The following is a 26,338-nucleotide window of genomic DNA, read 5'->3' as shown; positions in this document are numbered from 1 at the left end:
CCAAAAAGCAAAACTAAAAACTAAAAACTAGAAACTAGAAACTAGAAAAGGGTAATCTCAGACGAATCCTCATTTTTCATTTGATCATAATCAAGAATGAGGCATTCAAAGCCCCGGTCTTCAGCCAGAGTCCGTGCCTGAGCAGTAATAGTCTGTGCGGCAAAGATTCCACGAACCGGGGCTATTTTTGTATCCCTGTTCAAAAGCTTGCAGTAACGGGTCAGCTGTTCAACCCCATCGATACCCCCATGCCGCTTGATCTCAATGGCCACATGGACCCCGTCGCCATCAATGGCCATAATATCAACCGGACCAATGGCTGTGGGATATTCCCGCCTGACCAGCCGGGCCCCCTTGCCAATCCGTTCTATCTGCTCTGCCAGGTAGTGCTGCAAATGGTCCTCTACCCCGTCCTTACTCAAACCCGGATCCTGACCGAGGTCAAATGTCTGATCAGACAGAACCTGCCATAGGGCAATAATCAAGGTATCAGAACTTTTATCAGCTGTCACCTGGAGGAAGGAATCCGGCTGGGCTTCCCCCTCTTCCAGCTGAAGATCCCCCTCTCCCGGCTGAAGATCTCCCTGTTCTTCCGATTTCAAGGTATCCAAGCCCATATCGGTGATCAGAGAATGAAACCGAGGCTGGTCAGGGCCTACCTGCCGCAAAGTACAGGGTGCCACCATCCAGTTAAGGGGCTTATAGGATCCGAGCTCAGAAAAAATCAGACAACTGCTGTCTTCCTTGATCAGAATAACCCGGCGGGAACGGGGGAGGCGGGCATTAAGCCGGCCCGAATAGACAGCAGAACAGTCCGCAACAATAATTCTCATAGCAGCACCTTTTTATCCTACTCATCGCTGACTGCATTCAGAACGGGAACCTTCAGGGCCCGCCTGGACGGAGACAAGCTGGCCAGAAGACCGATCAGAACAGACAGAATCAGGAAAATCAGCAACTGTTTGAAAGGAATGCTGAGGGTTCCCAGGCCGCTGTCCTTGTAAACCTGCTGAATAACAATCCCGGCAGCCAGACCGGTGACAATTCCCTCAACAGTTCCCAGGACGGAAATCATCACTGTCTCTATGGCGATCATGCCCTGAACCTGGCCATTGCTGGTGCCAATAGCCCTCAGCAGACCAATCTCCCGGGTTCTTTCCGACACCGATAGGGCCATAGTGTTTACCACTCCAAAAATTGCTATAAGGATAGACAGGGCGAGGAGGGCATAAATGATGACCATGATATTGTTGATCAGGGTGGCGATGCTGGATTTAAGCTCCTCTTTGTTCATCACTGTGAGAACATAGTACTTCTTGACCTGCTTTTTCAGCTTCTTTTCCAGACTGGTCAGGTTAGTTCCCGGCTTGGCTGACACATAAAGGGCCAAGGTAACTCCGGCATAACTCTTCCGCAGCTGATCAGATACCTTGCTGGACAGGTAGATTGAATTAGTGTAGGTTGCTGAGTCAGTAATAGCGCCGATTTTGATTTTTCTGGTGGCATCAGGAGACTTCACGGTCAGAACCGTGCCAACCGACCACTTGTTGTCATCAGCAATAGTTTTGCCAACAACCAGCTGATCTTTACTAATGGCTGAGACAGCCGATCCGGATATCATATGAGGCTTGTATACGTCCTTGAAAAGAGTATCTTTGGCCGTCATGCTAAAACCATTAATCTGTTTGCCGTTAAATTTGAGACGGGGAATCATGGTGACTTTAGTCACAGACCTTATCCCCTCTGTTTTTGCTAGTTTCTTATCGAGATCGGTCGGTATGGTCATGGTCTGCGACCGGATAGCAAAATCAGCGGTCATCCCCTCGTCAATCAGACCGGCTGTCGATGCGGTTAAGGTGGATGCCAGCGTTCCTACGCAACTGACGATAGCCAGACCGACAAAGAGGGCAGCTGCTGTATTGGCAGTCCGCCTCTTGGACCTGTCCAGATTGCGGGAGGCCAGTTTCCCTGACACCGGGAAGAGTAGCTGGGGAATAACGCCTAATATCTTTTGGGCAGGGACCACCAAGGAGGGGGTCATAACAATAACTGACAGGATAATAAACAAAGCTCCCCAGCCCAGGGCTGCATCCGGAGAGAAGGAATTAAGCCAGCTCAAGGGTGTGGGGCCCTGGCCTTCCGGACCGTCATAAGCAACCAGGGACAAAGACAGGAACCAAAAAAGGACTCCCAACAGAAAGATTGCCAGACCCAGCCAGCCTCGGCCCCTGGTGGACTTCTGAGGATTGACTGTTTCATTCATGGCTTGAATAGGCGGTGCCAGGGCTGCCCGACGGGCAGGAAGGGCAGCACCAATCAACGATACTGCCAAGCCAACAATCAGGCCAATGATAATGGCATTCAGGCCCGGGCGGGAAGAGCCAGTCAGGGGCGAGCCTGACCGGGAGAGCCCTACCGATATAAGGGACATCATCCCCCAACCTAGGAAGATGCCAAGAACTGACCCGACCAGGCCCATAACCAGGGCCTGAATAATGACCGTAGTGAAAACCTGGCTGGGACTGGCACCTACTGACCTGAGCAGGGCGTACCTCCGCATGGATTCGCGGACAATCATGGAAAAGGTATTAGCAATGATGAAAGTACCCACGAAGAGGGCTATAAAGGCAAAAATCAGAATCATAGGCTGGATAAAGCCCATCATGCTGTTGATGCCGTCTTTCTGCTCTGCCCTCAAAGCATCACCGGTAATTGCAGCAGCCTTGGTTTTGCCTTTGTTGGAGGATTTTGCATCCAACATGGCATTGACTCTCTTCGCCAATGCCTTCTGCTGACTGTCTGTCAGGGGACGTCCCTTACTGCCTGTGCCATAGACGGTGATGACGGAAATATAGGCGTTGGCCTCCTGATAAGCCTTGCGCCGAGCCTGCTCCTGGGCACGGGCCTGCGCCTGGGCTTTAGCCTGTGCTTGCGCGTGGGCTCTTGCCTGCGCCTGTGCCTGAGCTTGAGCCTGTCTCTGCTCTTGGATCTGCCTCTGGTTACCGCCCTGACCTGAAGGAAGGGATGGAGCAGAAGCAGAAGGAGCCGGCGATGAAGGTTTTGCATTAGTAGAAGAAGCAGAAGAAGTAGAAGAAGACGCAGCAGAAGCGGAAGATCCCAAAACCGTATAGACTCTCTCCTGCTTAACAACTTGAGGATCAATACCAACATAAAGAGTTCCCTGGGCAACAGAAGTCAGGGTGAAGATTCCTGAAATCTTTACCTTTTTAGGGCCGCTGGCGTAAACAAAAGTAGTTTTATCCCCCACTTTTAACCCGGCTGCATCCGCCGTCTGCTTAAGAAGGCTAACCTGACCGGCCCCATGGGGATACGTTCCCTTTATAAAAGAAACAGATCTCCAGGTAGCATTCTTTGCCATGGACACTGCCGTGATTCCTGTTGTTCCTGCTCCCACTGCCGTGCCATCCTTGCCGACCAGGGCGGCGTTGGTCATGGTCATCAGGGCAAAGGCACTCTTGACCCCTTTCACTTTCTTGATATCAGAGATCAGAGAAGATGGAATGGAATTATAGTTAGTTCCGGCCGCTAGAGAAGCAGCTGACAAGGAGGAAGAAGAAGATGAAGAAGATGAGGATGATGTGTCTGTTGATTTCTTAACTCCTCTGACGTACACATCTCCCTCAGATGAGGAGGCAAAAACAGAGGTCATCTGGTCCTGAAGCATATTGCGGAAACTGAAGGAACCAACAATAAAGGCAACTCCCAGGCAGATGGCAACGATTGACATAATGAAGCGGGAGAAGTGCGCTCTGGCTTCGCGAAATCCGATTTTTATCATAACGCCCCCTTATTTTTCAGTAGCAAAGACGTCAAGAATCTCCTCGTAAGAGGGCTCATCCATATCCTGGGTAATGCGGCCATCAGCCAGAACAAAAACCCGGTTGGCGTAGGAAGCAGCCCGGGGATCATGAGTCACCATTATGATGCTCTGAGAATTATCGGTGACCGAATTCTTCAGGAAGGTCAATACTTCCCGGGAGGAGCGGGAATCCAGGTTACCGGTTGGCTCGTCAGCAAAGATTACGGCAGGACGGGACATGATGGCGCGGGCGCAGGCCACCCGCTGCTGCTGGCCCCCGGACAGCTGAGAAGGCCTATGATCCAAGCGGTCTTTTAGACCCACCACATCAACCACTTTGTCAAACCAGTCCCGATCAATCTTCTTGTGTCCAATCTGCAAGGGCAGGAGGATATTCTCCTCCGCAGTAAGGGTAGGAACCAGGTTGAAGCTCTGAAAGATGAAACCAATGTGTTCCCTTCTCAGTCTGGTTAGCTCTCTCTGCTTCATGGATGACACTTCAAGATTTTCTACAATCACCTTGCCGGAGGTAGGGGTATCAAGTCCGGCCATGCAGTGCATGAGGGTGGATTTCCCCGATCCCGAAGGGCCCATGATGGCTGTCATCTTCCCTCGCTCAAAATCCACGGTGACATGGTCTAAGGCTGTTACCTGAGTTTCGGCTGAATCTCCATAAACCTTATAGAGATCCACAGCCTGAGCTACCGCATTGGCGATTGTAGTTTCTTCACCCTCAGTCTGATTTTTTTCCCTGGATTCTGCTTCTGCCATTGTGCTTACCCTATCTTCATATATGCTGATTTATTGCAGGTGCGCAGCATCAAGCCGCAGCCGGTCATGCTAGGCATGGGTTTTATTCTACTCGTCCTTGCCTAATATACGATCACAACATGCCCAAAGAGGAAAAAGTACAGCCCCAGCAGCTTATCTGTTGGGGCTGTAGCTTGCGGACACCATGCACCATTATGGCGACATGACCTGGCATTTATGTGTTTGCGCGGCCTGTTCTGCCTGCTTTGACAAAGGCGGACAGTTTTACAGGGGCAGGTAGTAAGGCAGCACTTCAGGCTCAGTCTGGTAGAGCTTAACCTGATCGGCAGTCAGATATTTTTTGTTAATAATGACTTCAAAGGTATACTGATCAAACCAGTCATCTGTCATGACAAAGTAACCTTTTTGACCGTTATCGCTTCCCCAGCTGTTTTCAACCTTCCAGCGAGCAGGCTTGCCGTCGATCACATCAACACCCACCAGGGTCATGGCATGAGTAGCTGAACTTTCCTGGCTGGCAATCCGCTGACCCTTGGTCAGGGTAAAATCAACCCCTACCAGGGTAGACATATCGTAGAGGTCAGTATCCATGACTCCGTTCTTACGGTCGGAAGACTGGTCAACATCGCAGGCAAACCAGACCGGTTCTCCTGCCTGAACTTGCTTAACTGCGGCTGCCTTCAACTCGTCTATCGGTACATTCAGCCAGTGAGGAACCGGGGCTCCCACCATATCACCAACTAATTCATTGGCATAGTGCTTGTTGTAGTTAACGACTTCCTTGAGAGGATAATTATCCAGGGGAATAAAATCATCCACATCAAGATCGCTGTACTTCTTCAGGAAATCTGCCGGAGTCATGACTCCTTCATCGTGATACTTTTTATCCTTATCCTGGTACTGGAAGCGGAACTGCTGAGGAGGGGTACCCAGGGCAACAGAAACGATGTGATAAATCCCGGAAATCATCTGAGAACGCTCTGCCTCTACTTCTTCATCGGAAGCACCGCCGCGGACCAGCTCACGCAGACGAATTCCATCCTGACGAAGCTTACGGTTAAGAACTTCATTCATAGCGGTTGAATTCTCCGTATTGGCAGTCTCCGGCATAGCATTCTTGGGGACAATGCCATACTTCTTAACCAGGTTGACAACGTACTGCCACCAGCCGCCGTCGCTCTCAGGCTCACTAAAAAGAAACTCCACCTTACGGTCGAAAAGATCATCCTTAGCGGTAGCAATTACGTTCTCATAAAAGTAGTTAGACTTTTCCAGCTTGTCATAAAAATACAAAAAGTTCTGCGAAAGCTCAAAGTTCTCCACGTTCAACTTTTTGGCGATGGCAAAACGCAGAACATTGAGACCGGCGAACATCCAGCAGCGACCAGAATGCTTTTGATTAGTCACTTCATCTGAAGTCAGATCCGTTGAATAGGGGTTCTTATTGCGGGCTATGACAAAGGGATCCTCAGCAGCTTTCAGCAAACCATTCGTTGCAGCGGAACGCTGAGCCAATACATTCTTCTTGTCCTGAACAAATTCCTGCTCCATCTTCTGAGCATCGGCGCCGGAAAGAACAGCCATGGCCTTCCTTTCTTACATACATTACTTATATTTATTCAATTACCCATATTAAAATGGGCATGCGTTTAATTATAGAAAGAGGTCGGTATGAGAGGAGGGGAAGCATTTTCCATAATGCGGACAGGGGCCGCTTACCCAGCTGTCTGCTGATGGACGGCTCCTGCTTCGACAGAAACCGCAACCGATACGGCTCAGACAACTCCCTCTTCTGCGCACAGACGCCAATCCCACAAACTCCGCCAGGTTCCCTTCATTTTTTCTCGTAAAGCAGGATCCCTCTCCAGCTGATAGCTCCAAAAGAAGCGACGCTTAAAAATACTCTTCTGCAAATCAGCAATATAAGTGGTAAAATAAGGGGTAAAATCTGCCTGCCTGGCCTCCTGAAACTCATCATCCAGACCCAGCTTTCCCAAGGAACTTTCAGCGCACCATTCCCCCACAATCACCGGAACCCGGTGATCAACCAGGCGGATAAAGGCGCCGGCCAAACGAATTCCCCAGGAATAAAAAAGCCTCCGCCTGCGCAGGCTGGGTTGATGCCGGTCAGGGGTATGCCTAAAAGCTTTTTCCAGACCCTGCTCAGCAAAAGTTAAGTAGAGATGAGTATCCAGATAAACGTTGGTCATGGAACGCATACGGGGATGGAGAGCAAAGATCCATGCCATGCCAAGCAGATTAAACCCGTCATGAAAAACCAGGGCCTTATCGGCTGGCAGACGGCGGCGCAGACGTCTGTAAGCGGTCAGGTAGAAGCGCTCAAGAAAGGACAGGGGGAGCTTGGGCTCATTGAGGACTTCTATCCCAAAGAGGGCGGGATTATTCCCATACCGGTCGGCCAAACGCTCCAAAACCGAGAGGGCAAACGATATCTGCGAGGCGGATTTATGCCAGGCAACAGGCCCAATCCTGCCGCTGGAATCATAACCGTTCTGACTGCCCGGGACCGTATGAAGATCCAGAAGAATTGTCATCTTATGCTCGCCAGCCCAGGAAAAAGCCTTATCTACATACTCAATGCAGCCGATAAAAGGAGGGCAGTCGCCAAAGACAAAATGAGGAACCGGCAAACGAACCATGTTTATTCCCTGCCGGGCCATATAGGCAAAATCTTCCTCAGTCAGATAAGTCTGCCTGTGCTCCTGAAGCCTGCGAGCCAACTGGTGGCTGGGGAGGGTATGAGCCAGGGTGTATTCGTCCTGACTGCCGCTCGAATGGGCAAAAAGTCCGGGCTCCATCCACTTTTCCAGCACCAGCCAGTTGCCCAGGTTGACTCCAACGATGGAATCAACCGGAGCAGGGCTGCCAGAACGTTTCTGCTGCATATGCGCCCTTCCCAGGTAAAGACTATCTTATGGACACTTTAGCACTTCTCAGTTTTCAATACAGCGGGGGCCAAAAAGAGACTTGATTTCCCCAAAGAGAGAGGTATCGCGGGCGACCCGGAATTTATCTCCCACATAGATGGTGCTGACCTTATTCCCCGGCTGGCTGATGATCAGGCGAACTTCGCAGTAGCCTGGGTGCCGGCTCAGGATAGAAGACAGGCTCTGCATCCGGCCCCGGTCTAAGGCCCGGCCAGGCAGGCTGATCAGCACCGGCTGTACGTCTGCCGAGTCCACAGAAGGAACCTCAACCTCGCGGCCATAAATGCTGACCCCGTCATCACGGACAGACACACTCCCCTTAACCTGAACGACCGTATCCACCACCAGCTTGTCCTGGTTGCTGGTATAAGCCTTGCCAAAGAAAAGGCATTGAATGCTGCCTTCCAAATCCTCCAGGGTAACAATGGCCCAGGGCTTGCCCTGCTTGGAAACCCTGCGATCAACTGCGGTAATAAGGGCGGCGATGGTTACCTGATTGCGGTCAGGCATGGTGGATGCCTTGTTCAGAAGCTGTGGAATGGACATATCGCTCAGGTTGGCCAAAACAGAAGCTAAGCCGCTCAGAGGATGGTCAGACACATAGAGCCCCAACATTTCCCGCTCAAAATTGAGTTTGGTTTTCTTGTCCCATTCATCAATCTGAGGAACACTGATATTGGCATCTCCCAAGGCATCGGCAGAAGATGATGAAGGGTCACCGGCATCGGCAAAAAGGTCAAACTGGCCTTCTGCTTCCTTCCGCTTGAGTGGAACCACCTGATCAATGGCTGCCTCATGAATAGTGAAAAGAGCTCGGCGATTGGGATCGATGCTGTCAAAGGCTCCGCCCTTGATCAAGGACTCCACCGTCCTCTTGTTCAAAACCGACACCGGCATCCGGTTGATCCAGTCCAGGAAACTGAGGAACTTCCCCTTGCCCCCGCTCTTTTCCCTCTCGTGTACAATAGCGTCAACAATCTTGTCTCCCACGTTGCGAACGGCTCCCAGGCCAAAACGGATGTCGTTGCCCACAGCTGAGTAGTGAGAAACAGACTCATTCACATCAGGAGGCAGGACCTGAATATTCATTCGCCTGCATTCGCCCAGGTAGAGGGCTGTCTTGTCTTTATTCGTCCGTTCACCCTGAAGGAGGGCAGCCATAAATTCTACCGGGTAATGAGTTTTCAGATAGGCGGTCCAATAAGAAATCAGCCCATAAGCAGCAGAATGAGCCTTGTTGAAAGCATAACCGGCAAAAGGAACCAGCACATCCCAAACTGCCTGGGCAGCTTCCTGCGAGTATCCATGCTCTTTCATGCCTTCAAAGAAGGGCACCTTTTCCTTAGCCAGAACCTCGGGCTTCTTCTTTCCCATAGCCCTTCGCAAAACGTCTGCCCTGCCCAGGGAATATCCGGCTAAAATACGGGCAGCAGACTGAACCTGCTCCTGATAGACAATAAGGCCATAGGTTTCGTCCAGAACAGACGCCAAGGGCTTCTCCAACTCAGGATGAATGGGTTTTATCTCCTGAAGTCCGTTCTTGCGCTTGGCATAATTGTTATGGGAATCCACATCCATAGGACCAGGCCTATAGAGGGCGATCAGAGCCGAAATATCGTTGAAATTGTCAGGCTTCAGTTGTTTGAGCAGGCTCTGCATGCCGTCAGAATCCAGCTGGAAGACGCCCAGGGTATGGCCGGAAGACAGCAGATCATATGTAGGCTTATCATCAATGGGAATTTTCTCCAGATCTACTGCCGGTTTGCCGTTGGCTTTAATGTTGTTCAAGGTCTCTTTAATGACTGTCAAGTTAGCCAAACCCAGGAAATCCATTTTAACGAGGCCTAAGGTTTCACATGTATGATATTCAAAGGTCGTGGTAATGGTTCCATCAGTGCGCTTGAGCAGGGGGGAGGTGTTGGCGATGGGCTGGGAAGCCATGATAGTGGCACAGGCATGCACTCCAGTCTGCCGGATCAGACCTTCAATACCCTTGGCTTCCTCGGTGATTTTCTGAACATCGGGATTATCATTATACAGATCGCGGAATTCCTGAGCTTCCGCATACCGTTTGGCATGAGGATCAAAAATATCATGGAGACTGATGTCTTTGCCGCCCACAGAACCTGGGAGGGCTTTGGTAATCGTCTCCCCCATCTGGAATTCATAATCCAGAATGCGGGCTGAATCTTTTAGGGCCTGCTTAGTTTTGATGGTCCCATAAGTGACACATTGGGCCACCTTGTCTGCCCCATACTTGTGGGTAACATACTGAAGAACTTTTTCACGGCCTGCGGGATCGAAATCCACATCAATATCTGGCAGGGAAACTCGCTCAGGATTAAGAAAACGCTCAAAAATAAGCCCATGCTTGAGCGGGTCCAGCTCAGTGATCCCCATAGCGTAGGAAACCATACTTCCTGCTGCGGAACCACGTCCGGGACCGACCATGACCCCATGGGTTTTTGCCCAGTTGATATAGTCAGCAACCACCAAAAAGTAGCCGCAGAACTGCATCTGGCAAATTACGCCACATTCATAGTCAGCTTGACGGGCAACCTGGGCAGGAACTCCGTCCGGATACCGGCGCTCCAGGCCCTGCTCTACATCATGCAAAAAGAGTGATGTAGCATCCCAGCCCTGGGGGCAGTCAAACTCAGGCATGAAAGCTCCGTCTTCATGATCATCAAACATAACATTGCAGCGTTCTGCAATTTCCAGGGTGTTGTCGCAGGCCTGGGGAAAGTCCTTGAACAATTCCCTCATTTGCTGGGCAGACTTAATGTAGTAACCACTGCCATCAAAATGGAAACGGTTGGGGTCAGTCAGGCGGGAACCGGAGTTAATACACAGGAGGGCATCCTGAGCCTTAGCATCCTCCTCCAAACCGTAATGGGAATCGTTTGTAGCCACCAGAGGAGCCCCTATATTGTCAGCAATCCTGATGAGGTCATTGATAACCCGCTTTTCAATTGTCAGGCCATGATCCATGATCTCCACATAAAAGTTTTCTTTTCCATAAATGTCCTGCAGTTCCCTGGCTTCCCGCAGAGCCTGCTCATACTGCCCCAAACGCAAACGGGTCTGGACGGCTCCTGAGGGACATCCAGTTGTAGCAATAATCCCCTGGTGGTAGGTATTCAGCACATCCCTGTCCATTCGGGGATTGCGGCCCATCAGTCCTTCCAGATTGGCAACCGACGAAGCCTTGAGCAGGTTAACCAGGCCTTGGTCATTCTGAGCCCACAAGGTCATGTGGGTATAGGATCCATTAGCGGAAACATCATCGGCATGCTGCTCCTTGGTACCCCAGTGAACCCTGGTCTTATCCCCCCGGGCAGTACCAGGGGTTATATAGGCTTCAATGCCAATAATAGGTTTAATTCCCTGGTCTACTGCTGTTCTCCATAGTTCATAGGCACCATGCATATTACCGTGATCGGTAATGCCCACTGCTTTCTGCCCCTGGTCCTTAACTACCTGGACCAGCTTTTTAACGGGAACAGCTCCGTCCAGAGTGGAATAATCAGTATGATTATGCAGATGCACAAAATCTGAGGAGGAAGTCATGCCTTCCAATCTAACGCCACACCTGGTCCGGTTGTCTCTCAGCTAATCCTGCTTATCTCTCTTTGCCGTCCTCAGACGGAGTGTCTCCAAAGCTGTAGCTAAATCTGTTGGCAGGGTGGATTCCAGATGGACCGGGCAGTGAGTACGGGGATGGCGGAAATCCAACTTCATGGAGTGCAGCCACTGCCGGGACAGGCCCAGCTGCTCAGCCAGAACCGGATTAGCCCCGTACATGCTGTCTCCTACCAAAGGATGCCCCAAGGAAGACATATGGACCCGAATCTGATGAGTCCGTCCAGTCTCCAGATTGACGCTGATATACGTAGCCTGACCGAAACGTTCTATCACATCCCAATGAGTGATAGCCGGTTTGCCTGCAGGAGTGATAGTAAAGCGAAAGTCAGCAGCTGAATCCCTGCCAATTGGAGCATCAACCGTAGCCTTGTCCTCTTTCAGATTGCCCTGGGCCAGGGCATAATAGGTTTTTTTAACTTCATGCTGGGAAAATTGCCGCCTCATCTCTTTATAAGCCATCTGCGACTTACAAACTAGCATAAGACCGCTGGTGCCCACATCCAGACGGGAAACAATCCCCTGTCGGCCCTGGGGACCGTAATCAGTAATATGCACTCCCCTGGCTTTCAAACTGCCCAAAACGGTGGATCCGGTCCATCCCACCGACTGGTGGGCTGCCATGCCCACAGGTTTGTCTACCACAACCAGATCACCATCTTCATAGACAATTCCCATGTCGTAGTCAATGGGTTCTGGGGCCTTCTCACTTGTAGTCAGACTAACCCGAATGGAATCTCCTGACTGCAACTTCTCAGACTTCAGGCCGCAGCGACCGATCAGGGAAATCTGCCCCTGATCAATCAGATTGGCCGCCTTTGAGCGGGACAGACCCATCATTCGGGAAACAGCAAGATCAAAGCGGACACCAACCAGATCCTCCGGGACCATGGTTACCTTATTCATGGCGGGCACTTTCTGCAGGGGGTGTACGCAGAGGATGGCCGCTGACAATGAGGACCACAAAGACAAGAGCGGCAAGGGTAAGGAACACATCGGCCACGTTGCCAATGGACCAGCCATAATCAATGAAGTCTACCACTTTCCCATTCATGAAGCCGGTGGAATAGATCAGACGGTCAATCAGATTTCCGTCTGCCCCGGCAAATGCCAGGCCCAGAGCCAGGGACCACCAAGGAGAGTCAGTCCGGATAGCAGCCACAACCAGGGCTGCACAGGCAAGGAGGGCCAGGATCGCTATTGCTGACGTTGCTGCGGATGCGAAGCCCAGGGAAGCGCCGGAATTTCGGTAAAGCTGCAAAAATATAGCCCCATCCAGAACAGGGATTCTCCTCCCATCCGACAGATATTTTAGAGCCACAGCCTTGGTGAGCTGGTCGATAATCAGACCAGCAACTGATACAGATACAAAGACGGCTATACAGCCCCAAGAGCCATATAACCGTCTATTTTTCGTCTCTTTCACGGGTTCAAACACCTAATAATTAATGCAAACTTACCTGAGACTTTACTGCTGGTTGCTCTGACCGTTGCCAGATCCATTCTGGCCCTGTCCCTGCTGAGCACCGGGTAAGGTTACAGTGTTGTTGATCTGATCTGTCAACTGTTTAAGGAAGGTAGTCAGGCGGCCGCGGTAATCAGACTCAAACTGCTTGAGGTTGTCAATATTGCCCTCAATAACCTTGGAATCTGCATAGAGCTTATCCTTGACCTGACGGGAGTAAGTGTCAGCATCTTCCCGGGTTTTGCTGCTATAGGCATCAGCATTTGTCCTTACCTGGTCGGCGTAGGATTCGCCTTCTGCCTTCTTCTGACGGCTGTATTCGTCTGCTTCACTGCGGGTAACGGAAGAATAGTTGTCAGCATCGTTGCGGGTTTTAGCAGAATAGGCGTCAGCAGAGTCGTGAGCTTCCTTGGAATACTTATCTGCCTCATTCCGAGTTTGTGCCGAGTAGGCATCAGCAGAATCATGGACCTGCTTGGAATACTGGTCGGCCTCGGTGCGAGTCTGCTCAGAATAGGCATCAGCTTCCTGCACTTTTTTATCGTGCTGAGCCTGGCCATCGCTGACCAGCTGGGCTGCCTCATCTTTGCCCTTGTTCACATACTTGTCATGCAGCTCCATGGCCATAGCAAGCATTTGGGCTGCCTTCTCAGACGTGGTCTTGCGCTCATCCCCGCCCGCACTGGCAATCTTCTCCAGACTTCCGGTCTCTGTACTGGGCTCATTAGCAGCCACCTGCTGGCGGAGGGTTTCCTCGCGCTGAGACGAAGCGGTCAGCTCACCCTGGACTTTTTCCAGTTCAGCGCGAAGGTCCTGAACCTGAGACTGTGATTCTTGGGCCTGCTTTTCAGCATCGGCCAGCTTTTCCTTGGTTTCCTGCAGGGCCAGCTCGGAATTCTGCAGTTCCTGGGTCAGTTTTTCACCCCGATTCAGATACTCATCACGCTCGTTGCGCAAACCGGTCAACTGCTGCTGCAGGGCTTCAGAAGCAGAATCACCCTGAGCAGCCTGAGCAGTCAGCTGGTTCAGCTGCTCATTGAGCTGATCCACCTGAGACTTAAGCTGTTCGTTCTGCTGATTTATGGTATCCATCTGGATTTTGGCCTGATCGGCCTGGGAAGTAAGGGCCTTCACCTTTTCATTGGCTGCGTCCAGATCTTCCTTGGCAGATGCGTTTTCTCCAGCTTTGGCAGAAGCCTGCTGAATCTGTTCCTGAGCGGAACTAAGCTCGTTACGGAGCTTTGTGTTTTCACTTGTCAGCTGAGAGACCTTGGTATTCAAGGTCGCAATATCTGGGCCTAAAGACTGCGTCTGGTTTGCATACTGCTTGCCTAACTCATCAACAGTCTGAGCACATTCCTCCAGGAAATCATCAACCTCATTGAGGTTGTATCCCTGCTGGAAGCGGCCGGCAAGCGGGATCTGCTTATGGCGAATATCGCCAGGTGTCAAAAGTGCCATAATATCTCCGATTTGTAATCGTTCGGTAAACACTGCCGCTACTCATGGTAGCACAGTTGCGGTAAAACAACGCTTTCAAGGGTTCACGAAGGGCTCAAGGAAGAATCGCAATCAAAAAAGAGACTGCAAAGTACAGGACCATGAATCCCAGATCCAGAGCCACTAATCCCATCCTCAAAGGAGGAATAATCTTTCTCATCAGGCGTAGAGGAGGCTCAGTCACCGTATACACAGCATTGACCAGGGGATACATGATTTTGCCTGGCTGCCAGCGGGTTAAAAGAGCTACCCAGTCCAGAATCATCCGGACTGTGAGAATAAAGAGGAAAGCAGACAGGAAAATCCGCAGGATTCTTAAGATAACGGTTACCAGAAGCATAGTAGCCTATTATATATCACCTCAAGCCTGATTTAGTCGAAAAGGCCGGCAGCTGAATTTTCAGGAGCTGACTGTTCTACTTTGATGTTGACCTGGGCGGGAGAAAGGAGGAAAACGCGGGGAGTTACCCTCTCGATGGATCCGCGTACCCCAAAAACAACGCCAGCAGAAAAATCAACAATCCTATAAGCAGTCGCCTCAGGAACTCCAGTCAGATTAAGAACAACAGGAACTCCGTCCCGGATAGCTCTGCCAACCAGCTGGGCTTCTTCATAAGACTTAGGATGAATGGTAGTAATTCTGTTCATGCGTGACCTCACCGGAGCTGAGGATGGTGATGCTGCTGAAAGACTCGCAGAAGTGAAAGCAGGCTGAGGAGCTACGGCTTCATCATCGTCGAAAGTGGACGACTGGGAAGAGGAATCGTCATATTCCTCGATGTCCTGGTCTTCCTCATCTGTACTAGACAATCCGAAGAATGACATAGCCCCCTTAAATGGATTCGCCATGGTAACTCCTTATCTTAAAGTTTTGTCTCAGCTGTCAGTCGGGCTTCTTCTGCATAGAGGCTTTCCCTTAGCGCAGGAAGTCAGGAATAATCAGTCCGTCATCGGGATCTGCCGGCGGAATCTCCGGCTGCACGGACTGGCGGGTCGGCTGGGACTGGGCAGGCTGTACCTGAGGTTGCTGTTGCTGTGAAGGCTGAACCTGGGGGGAGGGGGAAGTCTCCGGGCCCTGCTCCTCCTGGGAAACCCGGCGGCTTTGACCGGTGGCATCAGATGCCTCCTGTCTTCCGGCAGATCCGTTCTGCCGGGTCACTACTGCCTGCTCCGAGGTGCTGTCAGCAGCGGCCTCTTCTGCTGCTTGCGCAGCCTCCTGGTCCTGAGTCTGGTCGGCAATCAGTTTGCCCGAAACCACCGATTCGTCAGAATCCTGCCGGCGAGCATTGCCATCAAAACCAGTAGCTATTACAGATACGACAACTTCATCCCCGTAAGCGTCATCATTCACCAGACCGATGATGATGTTGGCTCCCTTGGCAGCATAGCGGTTAACCAGATCGGATGCCTGGGTGAACTCTTCAAAGCCCATGTCTGTAGGGCCAGCAATATTGACCAGGAGACTGGTCGCTCCATCGATGGGGGTATCGAGCAGAGGAGAATTGACAGCGATTTCTGCTGCTTGAACGGCCCTATCCTCACCCCTGGCCCGGCCAATACCAAACATGGCAGTTCCGGCGTTTTGCAAAACAGAGCTGACATCCTGAAAATCTACGTTAATGGTGGGATTGGTGCTGGAAATCAGGTCGGTAATGCAGCGGACTCCCGACATAAGGGAGGTATCTGCCATCTGGAAAACTTCCCGGATATTCATTCCCTTAATATCCATGTTCCGCAGACGATCATTGGGAATAACAATCAGGGCATCAACTTCTTTGCGCAACTTTTCAATGCCGTCTTCAGCTGAAGCAGCTCGGCGGCCGCCTTCAAAGCTGAAAGGCTTGGTAACCACGCCAATAGTTACAGCTCCTTGCTGGCGGGCCGCCCTGGCCACAATGGGGCTGGCTCCCGTTCCGGTGCCGCCCCCTTCGCCTGCTGTGACGAAAACCATATCGGCCCCTTTAAGGACCTGCTCAATTTCACTTTGATGATCCTGGGCAGCTTTAGCCCCCCGCTCGGGATCAGCTCCGGCCCCCAGTCCGCGGCTGGAAGAATCTGTCAGTGCAATGCGGACATCGGCGTCACTTTTGTTTAGATCCTTCATATCGGTGTTGACTGCTACGAATTCGACGCCGGCGATACCTTCGTCAATCATGCGGTTCACAGCATTGCCGCCGCCGCCACCAACGCCAACAACCTTAATGATTGTCTTGCTGTTTATCTCTTCGTTCGGGTCGAGGTCGGTCATATCGCTCCTGTCGTTATGCATTTTCATGCTATACACAACTGTAACGCAAAAAAGTAATTACACCTATGATACTTGCAAAAAATATAGACATTTTGTGAAATTTGTGTGTCTGGAACGTGAAACAGGGGTAAGAAGGGAAGGTGTCCAGAATATCAAAGGAAAATCAGTAGGAAGCGTCTTCAACATCACTTTCATAAAGACTTTGTCTTTCCTGATTGTTTAGCCTCCGCGAATCCAGCCATCCATAGGGCAGATGAACTTTTTTCGCATAGCGGGTCCGGCCCCGAGGCTTGTCTGATAGGGCATCAGGGAAGGGGATCTGGGGGTCTAAAGCATCCAGCTGCCGCTGAAGATCAGCCAAATTCTGGCAAGACATGAAGGCAGCCCTGGTATGGCCTCCCACGGGGAAACCCTTCAGATACCAAGCAATATGCTTGCGCAGATCATGAACCGCCATGGTTTCATCTCCATCATAAAAATCAACCAGAAGGCGGGCATGACGCATGATGACTTGGCATACCTGGCCCAGGGAAGGACTGACCCGCTGGCAACTGCCGGCGAAGGCATTCTTCAGGTCAGCAAAGAGCCAGGGCCGGCCCTGACAGCCACGACCCACTGCTACCCCATCACAGCCTGTCTGCTCAACCATGGCAAGGGCATCTTCGGCTGACCAGATGTCCCCGTTGCCAATCACAGGAATAGATACCAGCTGTTTCAACTCGGCAATCTTGCTCCAGTCAGAATGACCCCCGTAATACTGGGCCGTTGTCCTGGCATGGAGAGTCACACAGGCACATCCTTCCCCCTCTATGATCGTAGCTGCCTCCCTCATGGTGCTGTGATCATCATCAATACCTGTACGGATTTTGGCAGTCACCGGAATTCCTGCCGGCTGGCAGACTGCAACTACTCGATGAATAATGTCCTGCAGGAGATCAGTCTTCCAGGGGAGGGCCGACCCTCCTCCCCGCCTAGTTACCTTGGGAACAGGGCAGCCAAAGTTGAGATCCAGGTGGTCGGCCAGGTTGCCATCCACTATCATGGCAGCAGCCTGCTGAACAATAGCTGGATTTACCCCATAGAGCTGCAAAGAACGAAATTTTTCTGAAGGAGCAAAGCGGGTCAGACGGAAAGCCTTGGGATTCCCAGCAACCAGAGCCCGGGCGGTGATCATCTCAGCCACATAGAGACCATCGGGGCCATAATCTTCGCACAAGACCCTAAAAGGCCAGTTGGTTACTCCAGCCATTGGCGAAAGAATAACCGGGGTGGTTACCCGGTGATTGCCCAGCATAAAACCGGACAGGATGGGAGTGTGATGGTCCTGGTTCATCATGGCTAGAAGTTTACCTGTATACACATATTTGTATACATATACTATTGATTGATATAAATATAAGCACGAGCAGGAGCAGCACTAGGCCTGGCTGGCAGCACGAGCTGCCTGGGGGGTACGGGGGTAAGTATTGCGTTTATCTTTGATAAAAGAGCCTACATAAGAGGCAACCTGATCCAGGGCAACACGGTCCTGCTTCATAGTATCCCTCTCTCTAATGGTAACCGCCTGGTCATCCAGAGTATCGAAATCAACGGTCACACACAAGGGGGTGCCAATTTCATCCTGACGGCGATACCGGCGGCCAATGGCACCGGCCTCGTCATAGTCCACATCCCAATCATCCTCACGCAGCTCATCAGCAAGATTGTGAGCTATGGTCTGCAACTGGGGTTTCTTCGACAGGGGCAGTACTGCTGCTTTCACCGGGGCCAGGCGGGGATCAAGCCGTAACACTGTTCGGGTATCCACGCCCCCCTTAGTGTTAGGGGCTTCATCCACATCATACGCATCCACCAAAAAAGCCATCAGGGACCTGGTCAAACCGGCAGCGGGCTCAATTACGTAAGGAGTATACCGTTCACCGCTGGCCTGATCAAAATAACTCAAGTCTTTGCCTGAATGCCGGGAATGAGCACTGAGATCATAATCTGTCCGGTTGGCAATGCCTTCCAGCTCTCCCCAGTCAGATCCCTGGAAACCAAATTTATATTCAATATCAACCGTTCGCTTGGAGTAGTGAGACAGTTTTTCCTTGGGATGCTCGTACAGGCGCAGATTATCGGGGTTGACTCCCAGATCTACATACCACTGGCGGCGGGCATCAATCCAATACTGATGCCAGTCTTCATCCTCCCCGGGCTTGACAAAGAACTCCATCTCCATCTGCTCGAATTCGCGGGTGCGAAAAATAAAGTTGCCGGGAGTAATCTCATTGCGGAAGGATTTGCCCATATTGGCAATGCCAAAAGGAGGTTTCTGCCGAGAAGTAGTGAGGACTTCAGCAAAATCAACGAAAATTCCCTGGGCTGTTTCAGGACGCAGATAATGCAGAGAATTCTCATCTTCTACCGGACCCAGATGGGTTCTGAGCATCATATTGAAGTCACGGGGTTCGGTCCACTTTCCCACTGTTCCGCAATCAGGGCAGGGAATGTCACTCATTCCCTCAGGCTTCCGCCCATGTTTGGCCTCGAAATGCTCCTCCAGATGATCTGCCCGGAAACGCTTATGGCAGTTCAGGCACTCCACTAAAGGATCGTTGAAAACAGTCACATGTCCGGAAGCAACCCACACCTGGCTGGGAAGGATAACCGATGTATCAACACCGACCACATCTCCCCTGGTGGTGACCATGGATCTCCACCATTCATGCTTGATATTATCTTTCAGAGCGACTCCCAAAGGACCGTAATCCCAAGCAGACCTGGTTCCACCGTAAATCTCACCTGCCGGGAATACAAAACCACGGCGCTTAGCCAATTGGGTAACAGCTTCAAGCTTTGATACAGACACGACTGATCTCCTAACATCCTGCAGGCAAGATTCCTGGTCTTCGCCCGGCAAGGCTGATTATCAAACATTACCAAGATAGCCAAGGCCCCCGATATAAGGGCCATGTCACTTCTGAGGATGTGCTGCGGGTCAGAAGGAAAAGAGTCATAATGCTATATATCGAGGCTATCAGGATCCTTTAAGAACTGCCTGATTCCCATGGTAAGTATTCCATTGCTGTCTCTGACAGGTTTTGTATACGTTCCCACAATGATAATTTTTTTAAAAGAATCATCAATCTTCAGTAAAGGTTTTATTTCCTGTTGCCGTTTTGCCCTGTCGGGAATAACAAAAGCAGATTGAATATAATATTTTTTACTGCCTTTGGTTGCTATAAAATCAATCTCCAACCGTTTACGTTCATATTTTGATTGGTAGCCTTCCTTTTCCTTGTCTCCGGCTGATAATTCACGAATATCCACCACCCCTACATCAACCGAAAAGCTTCGCCTCTTGAGCTCAGTAAAAATAATATTTTCCATAAGATGAGTCTCCTCGATCTGCCTAAAACCTAAGCGGGCATTGCGCAGGCCAGGATCAACAAAATAATATTTGAGAGGAGATCCAATATAGTGTTTCCCCTTAATGTCATAGCGTGAAGCGGATTCTATAAGAAAAGAGTCTTCCAGGTAATCAAGATAAGTCTTAATGGTCTTGTCACTAATATCGCTGTGCAGCCTGGTGCGGAAAGTTCGTTGTAATTTGGCAGGATTTGTTAAAGAGCCAACCGAAGATGCCAAAACGTTAACCAGATCTTCCAGCTCAGAAGTGTTGCGAATATGGTTGTGCTCAATAATATCCTTCAGGTAGGTCTCAGCAAAAAGAGCAGACAGATAGGCAGCTTTCCTATCATCGCCGGGGAAAGAAAGAATTCTGGGCAATCCCCCATAAATCATATAGTCATTAAAAGCATCTTCCTCTGACCCTTTGAAAGCAGATAAATACTCGGAAAAAGACAAAGGATAGACACGTATTTCGTCTCCCCTGCCTCTGAACTCAGTCACCATGTCAGAAGACAGAAATTTCGAGTTGCTCCCGGTAACATAAATATCGACATTATTCAAGCGCAGTAAACTATTCAGGACTTCAGGGAAACGATCAACAAACTGAATTTCATCCAGGAAAACATAATACTGGTCTGAATCCTTAATTTCGCTGCGGATAAAATTATAGAGAGTATGGGGGTCACGCAGGTAGTCATTCCTGCACCGATAATTCGTCCATATTCCTATTAAAAAATCTATTACGAGAAAATGGTAATTTTACCAGTTTCCCGTAATAGAGCATAGCACAGTATTTATAATCATTGCAATTTAGCCATTCTTTCTATTACGAGAAATTGGTAATTTTACCACTTTCTCGTAATAGAAAAAGTAAAGGATTTCAGTTGAATCCCAATTGACTAAAAATCCTGTCCTTACTCCTGAAAAATATCAGGATGAAGGCTGTCGCCTGGGATTGCACAGGTTGCAGAGGGCAAAGGACTATCAGGATCGTAGGGGCCCATAACCTGCTTGCAGCCCAGGAATTCCCACCAAAAATCAAGGGGACGGCCATAGGGATGAGACTGTCTTCCATAGACCTGCATATTCAGCTTGGCCTCTTCCACATCCAGCCGGGACAGGCCGGAAAAATACCTGGAGCAATCAGCAAGCTTAGATGGGTTATAGAAAAGCCCCTGAACCAGGTCGACCAGATGGGCTACCCGACCGATGGGGAGAGAATCCCAATGCCTCAGTTCCAGGAAATTCTTCAGGCGCACATCGTTGAAATGAGTTGAAATAATATGAGTAATTTCATACTTATTAAGCGGGCGGTCGGGGTAAATATCAGCGGCATTGGCAAAAGAAGCCATGAAGACCTGGCTGTCATGAGGACAGTCAGCATCCGGGGTATGAGTCAGGTCTGCCACCATTAAGGGAGAAGCCAACACATTATAGGCAGCCTGCTCAAAGCCAAAATCATCATCATACAAGCCAGGTGTAATTCCTGTCCTGTTCTGGTCCAGCTGCCCCCACAAATGTTGTCTCAGCAGTGGGTAGGGATTTTTCTTCCCCTCAAAATAAGGAGAATTCCTGAAAAAGAATCCCAGAATGGGATCGACAGCAGTCGCAACCCGCATCTTAGTCACAGCATCAGCCTGACTTGCATAATCGATACTGATCTGAGTAGAAGCCGAAGCTCTCATCATATTCCAACCAAAACTGGAGATACGGCCAAAGAACCGGTTCATACAGTCATATCGGCGCTCAGGAATAATTTCTATATCTCGCGCCTTACTGACTGGCTGATAGCCATAAGTAATCAGGCGGATTCCATGTCTGGCCAGGACAGGATCCACATCCGCCCGGAAAATCCTATACAGATCTGCCAATTCCTGGGAGGTATGAACCGGATCCAAAGAAAATTCCAACTGTCCCCCCGGTTCCAGAGAAAGCGTTCCCCCCGGCCGGCCCAAACCCAGTAAAGATTCCTTGTCCCAGAACTCTCTGTCAGGATCAAAAAGCGGCCGCAGATCATGCAAAACATCCTTCATGCCATGCTCTTCCCCATAGGTCACAGCCTGGCCTGCCGGAGCTGACAGGGAATTATCCTTTGTCCGAACTGTCAGATGTTCTATCTCCACTCCAAAAGCTGGCTGATAACCTGGACTGCTTTTGATTCCAGACCTATGAAAGTCAAGAATCGATTCCAGATGCCGAGGATTAACCTGCCTGTCTTGATGCCAAAATTCGAAGTCATTGATAACCATAGTCTCAGTGTAGCGGGAAGCAGAAACGAGAACAGAAAAAGCAGGACACCGTTTATCCCGGCCTGGATACCCGATAGAATGGCAGGAAGAGGTAGTTTATGACCACAAAAGACAAAAAACCATCAGCAGGCAAGAAGAGGAGCACAGTAGTTGTTGCTCCCGACCGCGGAACCAGGGCCAGGGGAACTAATCAGGCATTTGCCCGGGCCCAGAGCGTGCGCGCCCGTCAAAAAGAGCTGATTGCCAACAGTCCCCGCCACACAAGAGCCAAGTGGGTCATTATCCTTGTCATCATTGCCCTCCTGGCCTGCCTGGGAATCTGGACTACCCGCCTGTATTACCAGGCTAAAAACAACCTGCAAACCACCACTGTTCTTGCCGACAAAATCAAGCAAATCTACAGTACGGATTATCAGGATTCAGCCCAGAAAAAAATTGACAAGAAAAAGAAGGCAAAAGCCTATAGTCCGGACAAAATGCTGCTCATGGACAATCCTTACGGGACCAACACTATGTCCCTCTATGCCTATTTCACTACCAGTTCTCCAGCAGCAGTGACCTATTCCATCAGCACTCCTGATGACAAATCCTACCCTACCTTTACCCGGGCAGTCCATCAAAATCAAAGCTACCAGACCAGTCATGAATTCAGCATTATTGGGCTGATACCGGCGACAAAGAATCTGATTACCTTTACCATTTCTTACGAAGATGGGCACAGAGAAACCCACACCTACACCCAAATCATGGGAAATCTGTGGGGAACAGAGCCCAGCCGCCTGTCCACCACAGTCACCCGCAGAATGACGGCAGAATCGAAATCCCTGTCAGGACAGCTAGATCAAGGCCTGTATTTTGTATCAGGAACCGGGGTCAATGCGAGAAATTATACCTATCTCTACGATTCCTCGGGCGTGCTCAGAGCTGAACTTCCTATGCCCAACAATCATGGAACATCCCTGAAAATACGAAATGGTCTCCTTTACTTTGTCAGCGATTACACCCAGGTATGCGCTATGAACAATCTGGGGAAACTAGTGTCTATTTCGACTACTCCCAGTACGTACCAGATCAATAATGATTTTGATTTCGACAATCAGGGCAACATCCTGGTAATCGCTTCAGATAAATCCCAAGCGGACACCAACAATCTGATCCTGAAAATTAATCCGGTTACAGGGGTAAGCAGGGAATATATAAATTTCAGCACTCTCTTGAAAGACTACCGCAAGAATGCGCGGTCATACTCTCTTTCCGACGGCAGCAGCAAAAATTCCACTTCTGCTTCCGAGAACCTGTGGTCGTGGCTGGAGCTCAATTCCATCCAGTATATTCCAGGCGGATCTTTGCTGGTCAGTTCGCGGGAAACATCGACCATTATGAAAATTTCTCTGGGAAAGGGGCAGAAAGACAATTCGGCTCATCTGCTCTACCTTCTCGGCCCTCATCAGATATGGGACACCACTACCTACGCCGATTTTGTCTATTCCCGGGACGGATCTTTCAGCTCTCATGCCGGACAACACAGCGTCTTTCAGATGGATGACGGATGGGCCAAGGCATGGATCAGCAATCAGAATACAAGCGCAGCCTCGGCAGATAAAAAAATCAAATCTCTGTCCAACTCTGACCATCTGGTAGGCATGTTCAACAACAATTATGGTTACAGCCCCACAATTCCAGACCTGGATTGGGCTGAAACTGTTCCTGGTGTCTCTACGGCTTCAAAGGGGAATTTCAGCAAATACAGATCGTACTTCACCCTCTACCGGGTTAGCGAGAAAGCAAAAACCTACAGCCAAATCATGCGCTTTTCTGTTCCCTACTCCCCCCTCTACTCTAACGCTCAGATTATTACACTCGATACGGCCCAGCGGGCATCCTCCAACACAGGCACAGTTTCCAGCACAGTAAGTGACTCCAGTGGTCCGCTGGTTATTCTCATGAACTCTGCCCAGCAGAAGACCTGGGGTCTGTATGATTCCAGGGGCAGACTCCTGCAGCGGTTTACAGCTGGTGGAGATATAAAAATGACCGGTGAAGTTACTTTCTTCACCGGTAACAATTTCTATTTTGATCTGCACGAAGGCTGAAGGCTAACAAGTCTGAAGGCTAACGAGTCAAAAGCATGACAGTCAGAAAACCCGAAAATCTCTGTATCAGATCTTAAACCCCAGAACTTTGGAAGCTTCCTGGGGAACTGGATCATAAGCCCAGTACTCATCCAGATTATCGTAGGAGGTCAAGCTGCGAATTTCTGCTTTGTCGATGTAGACTTCACCCTTGAGATGATCAGTCTCATGCTGAAAAATACGGGCGGGCCACTGATGCAGTTCAGCCTCATGCTCTACCGCATCTTCATCAAACCAGTGGGCCTTAATGTTGAGCCACCGCTTGCGAACAGCCTGATATCCGTCAAAAGACAGACAGCCTTCAAAAAAGCTGGCACTCGCATCATCCATAGGTTCATACCAGGGATTGATAATAATGTGGAAAGGGAAGTCGGCAATACCCCGGGGATCTGCACTGGCAGCCGCTTCATCCGCCTCTGCCTGCTCATCATCGGACAGATCACGAATATGATCTTCCACCACAGCTAAGGAAAGGCCGAGTCCAATCTGAGGACCCGCCAGCCCAACGCCGGGAGCATTTAGCATGGTCCTGCGCATTACTTTTTTCAGCTGCTCCAGAGTTTTGGGCTTAAGCTGGCCACAGTAGGCAACTGTTTTCAGCCGCAAAACCGGCTCTCCCATCTGGACTATAGGCAAGGTGCCATCTCCATCAACCTGAGAGAGGAGTTCCCTCACCTCAGCATCCAGGTGAGAATCAAAATTTTTTTCGTCCCATGCCATCTGAGAATCTCCTTAGAGCTGGTTTACAGAGCCAGTTGAGAAGCCACTACATCAGCCAAGCGGCGGCACACCTGATTGGCCTGTTCCTGGGTAGTCGCCTCTACCATAACCCTGACCAGGGGCTCAGTGCCAGAAGCACGCAGAAGCACCCGGCCCGTATCTCCCAGGACCTTTTCTTCCCGCTTGACAGCTGCCTGAACCGTAGGATCAGTGCCGACCGCAAGCTTATCAACATGAGGAACATTAATCAGCTGTTGAGGCAGCTGGGGGAAATCGGCAGCCAGCTGCTTAAGGCTGCGGCCGGACTGAACAACTTCGTAGCAGAGACGGAGGGCAGTCAAAGTACCGTCCCCTGTTGTGGCGAATTCCCGATTAATCACATGGCCTGACTGTTCTCCTCCCAGAGTGTAATCGCCCTTGAGCATTTCCTCCAGAACATAACGGTCTCCCACGCCTGTCTGTACGGTTTTAATTCCCATATCTTTCAAAGCCAGGATGAGACCCAGATTGCTCATAACAGTGATGACCAGGGTGTCATTCTTCAGCTTGCCTTCACGCTTGTAGGCCCGAGCCAGAATACCCATAATCTGGTCCCCGTTTACCATGTTCCCGTCTTCATCCACAGCCAGGCAGCGGTCAGCATCACCATCAAAGGCAACCCCCATCTGGGCGTCTGAGGCCTTGACCATAGCCTGCAACTGTTCCGGATGAGTGGATCCAGCATGATCATTGATGTTATAACCATCCGGGGATGCATTAATGACCACCACATCAGCCCCGGCCTGACGCAGGGCCTCTGGAGCCACAACTGAGGTTGCTCCATTTGCGCAGTCCATTACCAGGCGGAGACCTTTTAAGGGCTGGGGACGGCCATTGTCAGGTCCTACCGGGGCTATGGAGCTGACCAGATGATCGATGTACATGGTGGTTGCAGTCACCGTATCATGAGAAATCCTGCCGACTCCGACCCCGGTTGGATGATCCCAGTCAGTGCCCATAATGGCTTCAATCTCATCTTCTTTAGCATCAGGCAGCTTAAAACCACCGCGGGCAAAGAATTTAATTCCATTGTCAGGCATGGGATTATGGGAAGCAGAGATAACAGCTCCCATCTCTACGTTCAAAACAGAAGTCAGGTAGGCAACACCAGGAGTAGGAATAATCCCCACATCCAGCACGTCGAATCCAGCTGAACTCATACCTGCTGACAGGGCAGCTGCCAGGAAGTCGCCGGACACACGGGTATCTCTGCCTACCAGAGCCCTGCGACGGCCATGCCTATCAGATGTATCAGATGAGGAACGATTCTCTTCCTGATGGTCAGCTGTGCTGCCCAGCACTCTGGCCGCTGCGTCACCCATATCCAAGGCCAGCTTCGGGGTCAGAAAATCATTGGCTAAGCCTCGAGCACCATCAGTTCCAAAAAGACGCGGCATATGTTCTCCTTACC

General features: G+C 50.5%; 19 protein-coding genes. 1 reads left to right on the top strand and 18 read right to left on the bottom strand.

Annotated elements, in window-relative coordinates; translation table 11 throughout:
• Nucleotides 1–41: 41 nt before the first annotated feature.
• The 16 genes from nucS to SCIP_RS01520 form a co-directional block, all read right to left on the bottom strand.
• Nucleotides 42–833 carry an endonuclease NucS gene (nucS, locus tag SCIP_RS01595; protein WP_006292767.1) on the bottom strand — a complete coding sequence of 264 codons (792 nt, stop codon included), beginning with the start codon at nucleotides 831–833 and terminating at the stop codon, nucleotides 42–44.
• Between the two features lie 17 nt (nucleotides 834–850).
• The gene (locus SCIP_RS01590; RefSeq protein WP_006292766.1) at nucleotides 851–3,799 is read right to left on the bottom strand and encodes an ABC transporter permease; all 2,949 of its coding nucleotides are present in this window, start codon (nucleotides 3,797–3,799) and stop codon (nucleotides 851–853) included.
• A 9-nt stretch (nucleotides 3,800–3,808) separates the two neighbouring features.
• Entirely contained in the window at nucleotides 3,809–4,591 is a 783-nt protein-coding gene (locus tag SCIP_RS01585; RefSeq protein ID WP_006292765.1) for an ABC transporter ATP-binding protein, read from the bottom strand.
• Between the two features lie 264 nt (nucleotides 4,592–4,855).
• Entirely contained in the window at nucleotides 4,856–6,175 is a 1,320-nt protein-coding gene (locus SCIP_RS01580; protein WP_006292764.1) for a C1 family peptidase, read from the bottom strand.
• Nucleotides 6,176–6,366: 191 nt separating this feature from the next.
• The gene (locus tag SCIP_RS01575) at nucleotides 6,367–7,497 is read right to left on the bottom strand and encodes a glycoside hydrolase family 5 protein (RefSeq protein WP_040590445.1); all 1,131 of its coding nucleotides are present in this window, start codon (nucleotides 7,495–7,497) and stop codon (nucleotides 6,367–6,369) included.
• A 48-nt stretch (nucleotides 7,498–7,545) separates the two neighbouring features.
• The gene (dnaE, locus tag SCIP_RS01570) at nucleotides 7,546–11,109 is read right to left on the bottom strand and encodes a DNA polymerase III subunit alpha (RefSeq protein WP_006292762.1); all 3,564 of its coding nucleotides are present in this window, start codon (nucleotides 11,107–11,109) and stop codon (nucleotides 7,546–7,548) included.
• A 42-nt stretch (nucleotides 11,110–11,151) separates the two neighbouring features.
• Nucleotides 11,152–12,087: an RluA family pseudouridine synthase gene (locus SCIP_RS01565; protein WP_006292761.1), complete on the bottom strand. Its 936-nt coding sequence runs from the start codon at nucleotides 12,085–12,087 to the stop codon at nucleotides 11,152–11,154.
• Nucleotides 12,080–12,607 (bottom strand): signal peptidase II, encoded by a 528-nt coding sequence (locus tag SCIP_RS01560; protein WP_048349315.1) that lies wholly within the window; start codon nucleotides 12,605–12,607, stop codon nucleotides 12,080–12,082. The genes SCIP_RS01565 and SCIP_RS01560 overlap by 8 nt, the downstream gene beginning before the upstream one ends.
• A gap of 42 nt (nucleotides 12,608–12,649) precedes the next feature.
• On the bottom strand, nucleotides 12,650–14,107 hold the full coding sequence (locus SCIP_RS01555) for a DivIVA domain-containing protein (protein WP_006292759.1): 1,458 nt from the start codon (nucleotides 14,105–14,107) through the stop codon (nucleotides 12,650–12,652).
• Nucleotides 14,108–14,201: 94 nt separating this feature from the next.
• Nucleotides 14,202–14,486: a YggT family protein gene (locus tag SCIP_RS01550; RefSeq protein WP_006292758.1), complete on the bottom strand. Its 285-nt coding sequence runs from the start codon at nucleotides 14,484–14,486 to the stop codon at nucleotides 14,202–14,204.
• Nucleotides 14,487–14,518: 32 nt separating this feature from the next.
• A complete protein-coding gene (locus tag SCIP_RS01545; protein ID WP_006292757.1) occupies nucleotides 14,519–14,995 on the bottom strand; it encodes a cell division protein SepF in 477 nt (158 codons plus the stop codon).
• A 67-nt stretch (nucleotides 14,996–15,062) separates the two neighbouring features.
• Nucleotides 15,063–16,394 (bottom strand): cell division protein FtsZ, encoded by a 1,332-nt coding sequence (gene ftsZ, locus SCIP_RS01540; RefSeq protein ID WP_006292756.1) that lies wholly within the window; start codon nucleotides 16,392–16,394, stop codon nucleotides 15,063–15,065.
• Between the two features lie 163 nt (nucleotides 16,395–16,557).
• On the bottom strand, nucleotides 16,558–17,730 hold the full coding sequence (dusB, locus tag SCIP_RS01535) for a tRNA dihydrouridine synthase DusB (RefSeq protein ID WP_231287953.1): 1,173 nt from the start codon (nucleotides 17,728–17,730) through the stop codon (nucleotides 16,558–16,560).
• Between the two features lie 81 nt (nucleotides 17,731–17,811).
• Nucleotides 17,812–19,245 carry a glycine--tRNA ligase gene (locus SCIP_RS01530; protein WP_040590442.1) on the bottom strand — a complete coding sequence of 478 codons (1,434 nt, stop codon included), beginning with the start codon at nucleotides 19,243–19,245 and terminating at the stop codon, nucleotides 17,812–17,814.
• Nucleotides 19,246–19,397: 152 nt separating this feature from the next.
• On the bottom strand, nucleotides 19,398–20,477 hold the full coding sequence (locus SCIP_RS01525) for an ATP-binding protein (protein WP_006292753.1): 1,080 nt from the start codon (nucleotides 20,475–20,477) through the stop codon (nucleotides 19,398–19,400).
• Between the two features lie 224 nt (nucleotides 20,478–20,701).
• Complete coding sequence (locus SCIP_RS01520) at nucleotides 20,702–22,036, bottom strand: glutamate-cysteine ligase family protein (protein ID WP_006292752.1); 1,335 nt, start codon at nucleotides 22,034–22,036, stop codon at nucleotides 20,702–20,704.
• Nucleotides 22,037–22,134: 98 nt separating this feature from the next.
• On the opposite strand from SCIP_RS01520, the gene SCIP_RS01515 reads away from it, so the two are divergent.
• Entirely contained in the window at nucleotides 22,135–24,129 is a 1,995-nt protein-coding gene (locus SCIP_RS01515; RefSeq protein WP_006292751.1) for an aryl-sulfate sulfotransferase, read from the top strand.
• 66 nt (nucleotides 24,130–24,195) lie between these two features.
• On the opposite strand, the gene SCIP_RS01510 is transcribed toward SCIP_RS01515, so the two are convergent.
• Together SCIP_RS01510 and glmM are read right to left on the bottom strand one after the other, a co-directional pair.
• Nucleotides 24,196–24,888, bottom strand: a complete 693-nt coding sequence (locus SCIP_RS01510; protein ID WP_006292750.1) for a peptide deformylase — start codon at nucleotides 24,886–24,888, stop codon at nucleotides 24,196–24,198.
• Between the two features lie 23 nt (nucleotides 24,889–24,911).
• Entirely contained in the window at nucleotides 24,912–26,324 is a 1,413-nt protein-coding gene (gene glmM, locus SCIP_RS01505) for a phosphoglucosamine mutase (protein WP_006292749.1), read from the bottom strand.
• Nucleotides 26,325–26,338: the final 14 nt, after the last annotated feature.

Origin of the sequence: Scardovia inopinata JCM 12537 (assembly GCF_001042695.1) — a bacterium.
Lineage (GTDB): Bacteria > Actinomycetota > Actinomycetes > Actinomycetales > Bifidobacteriaceae > Scardovia > Scardovia inopinata.
This window is presented reverse-complemented; position numbering and strand designations above follow the sequence as displayed.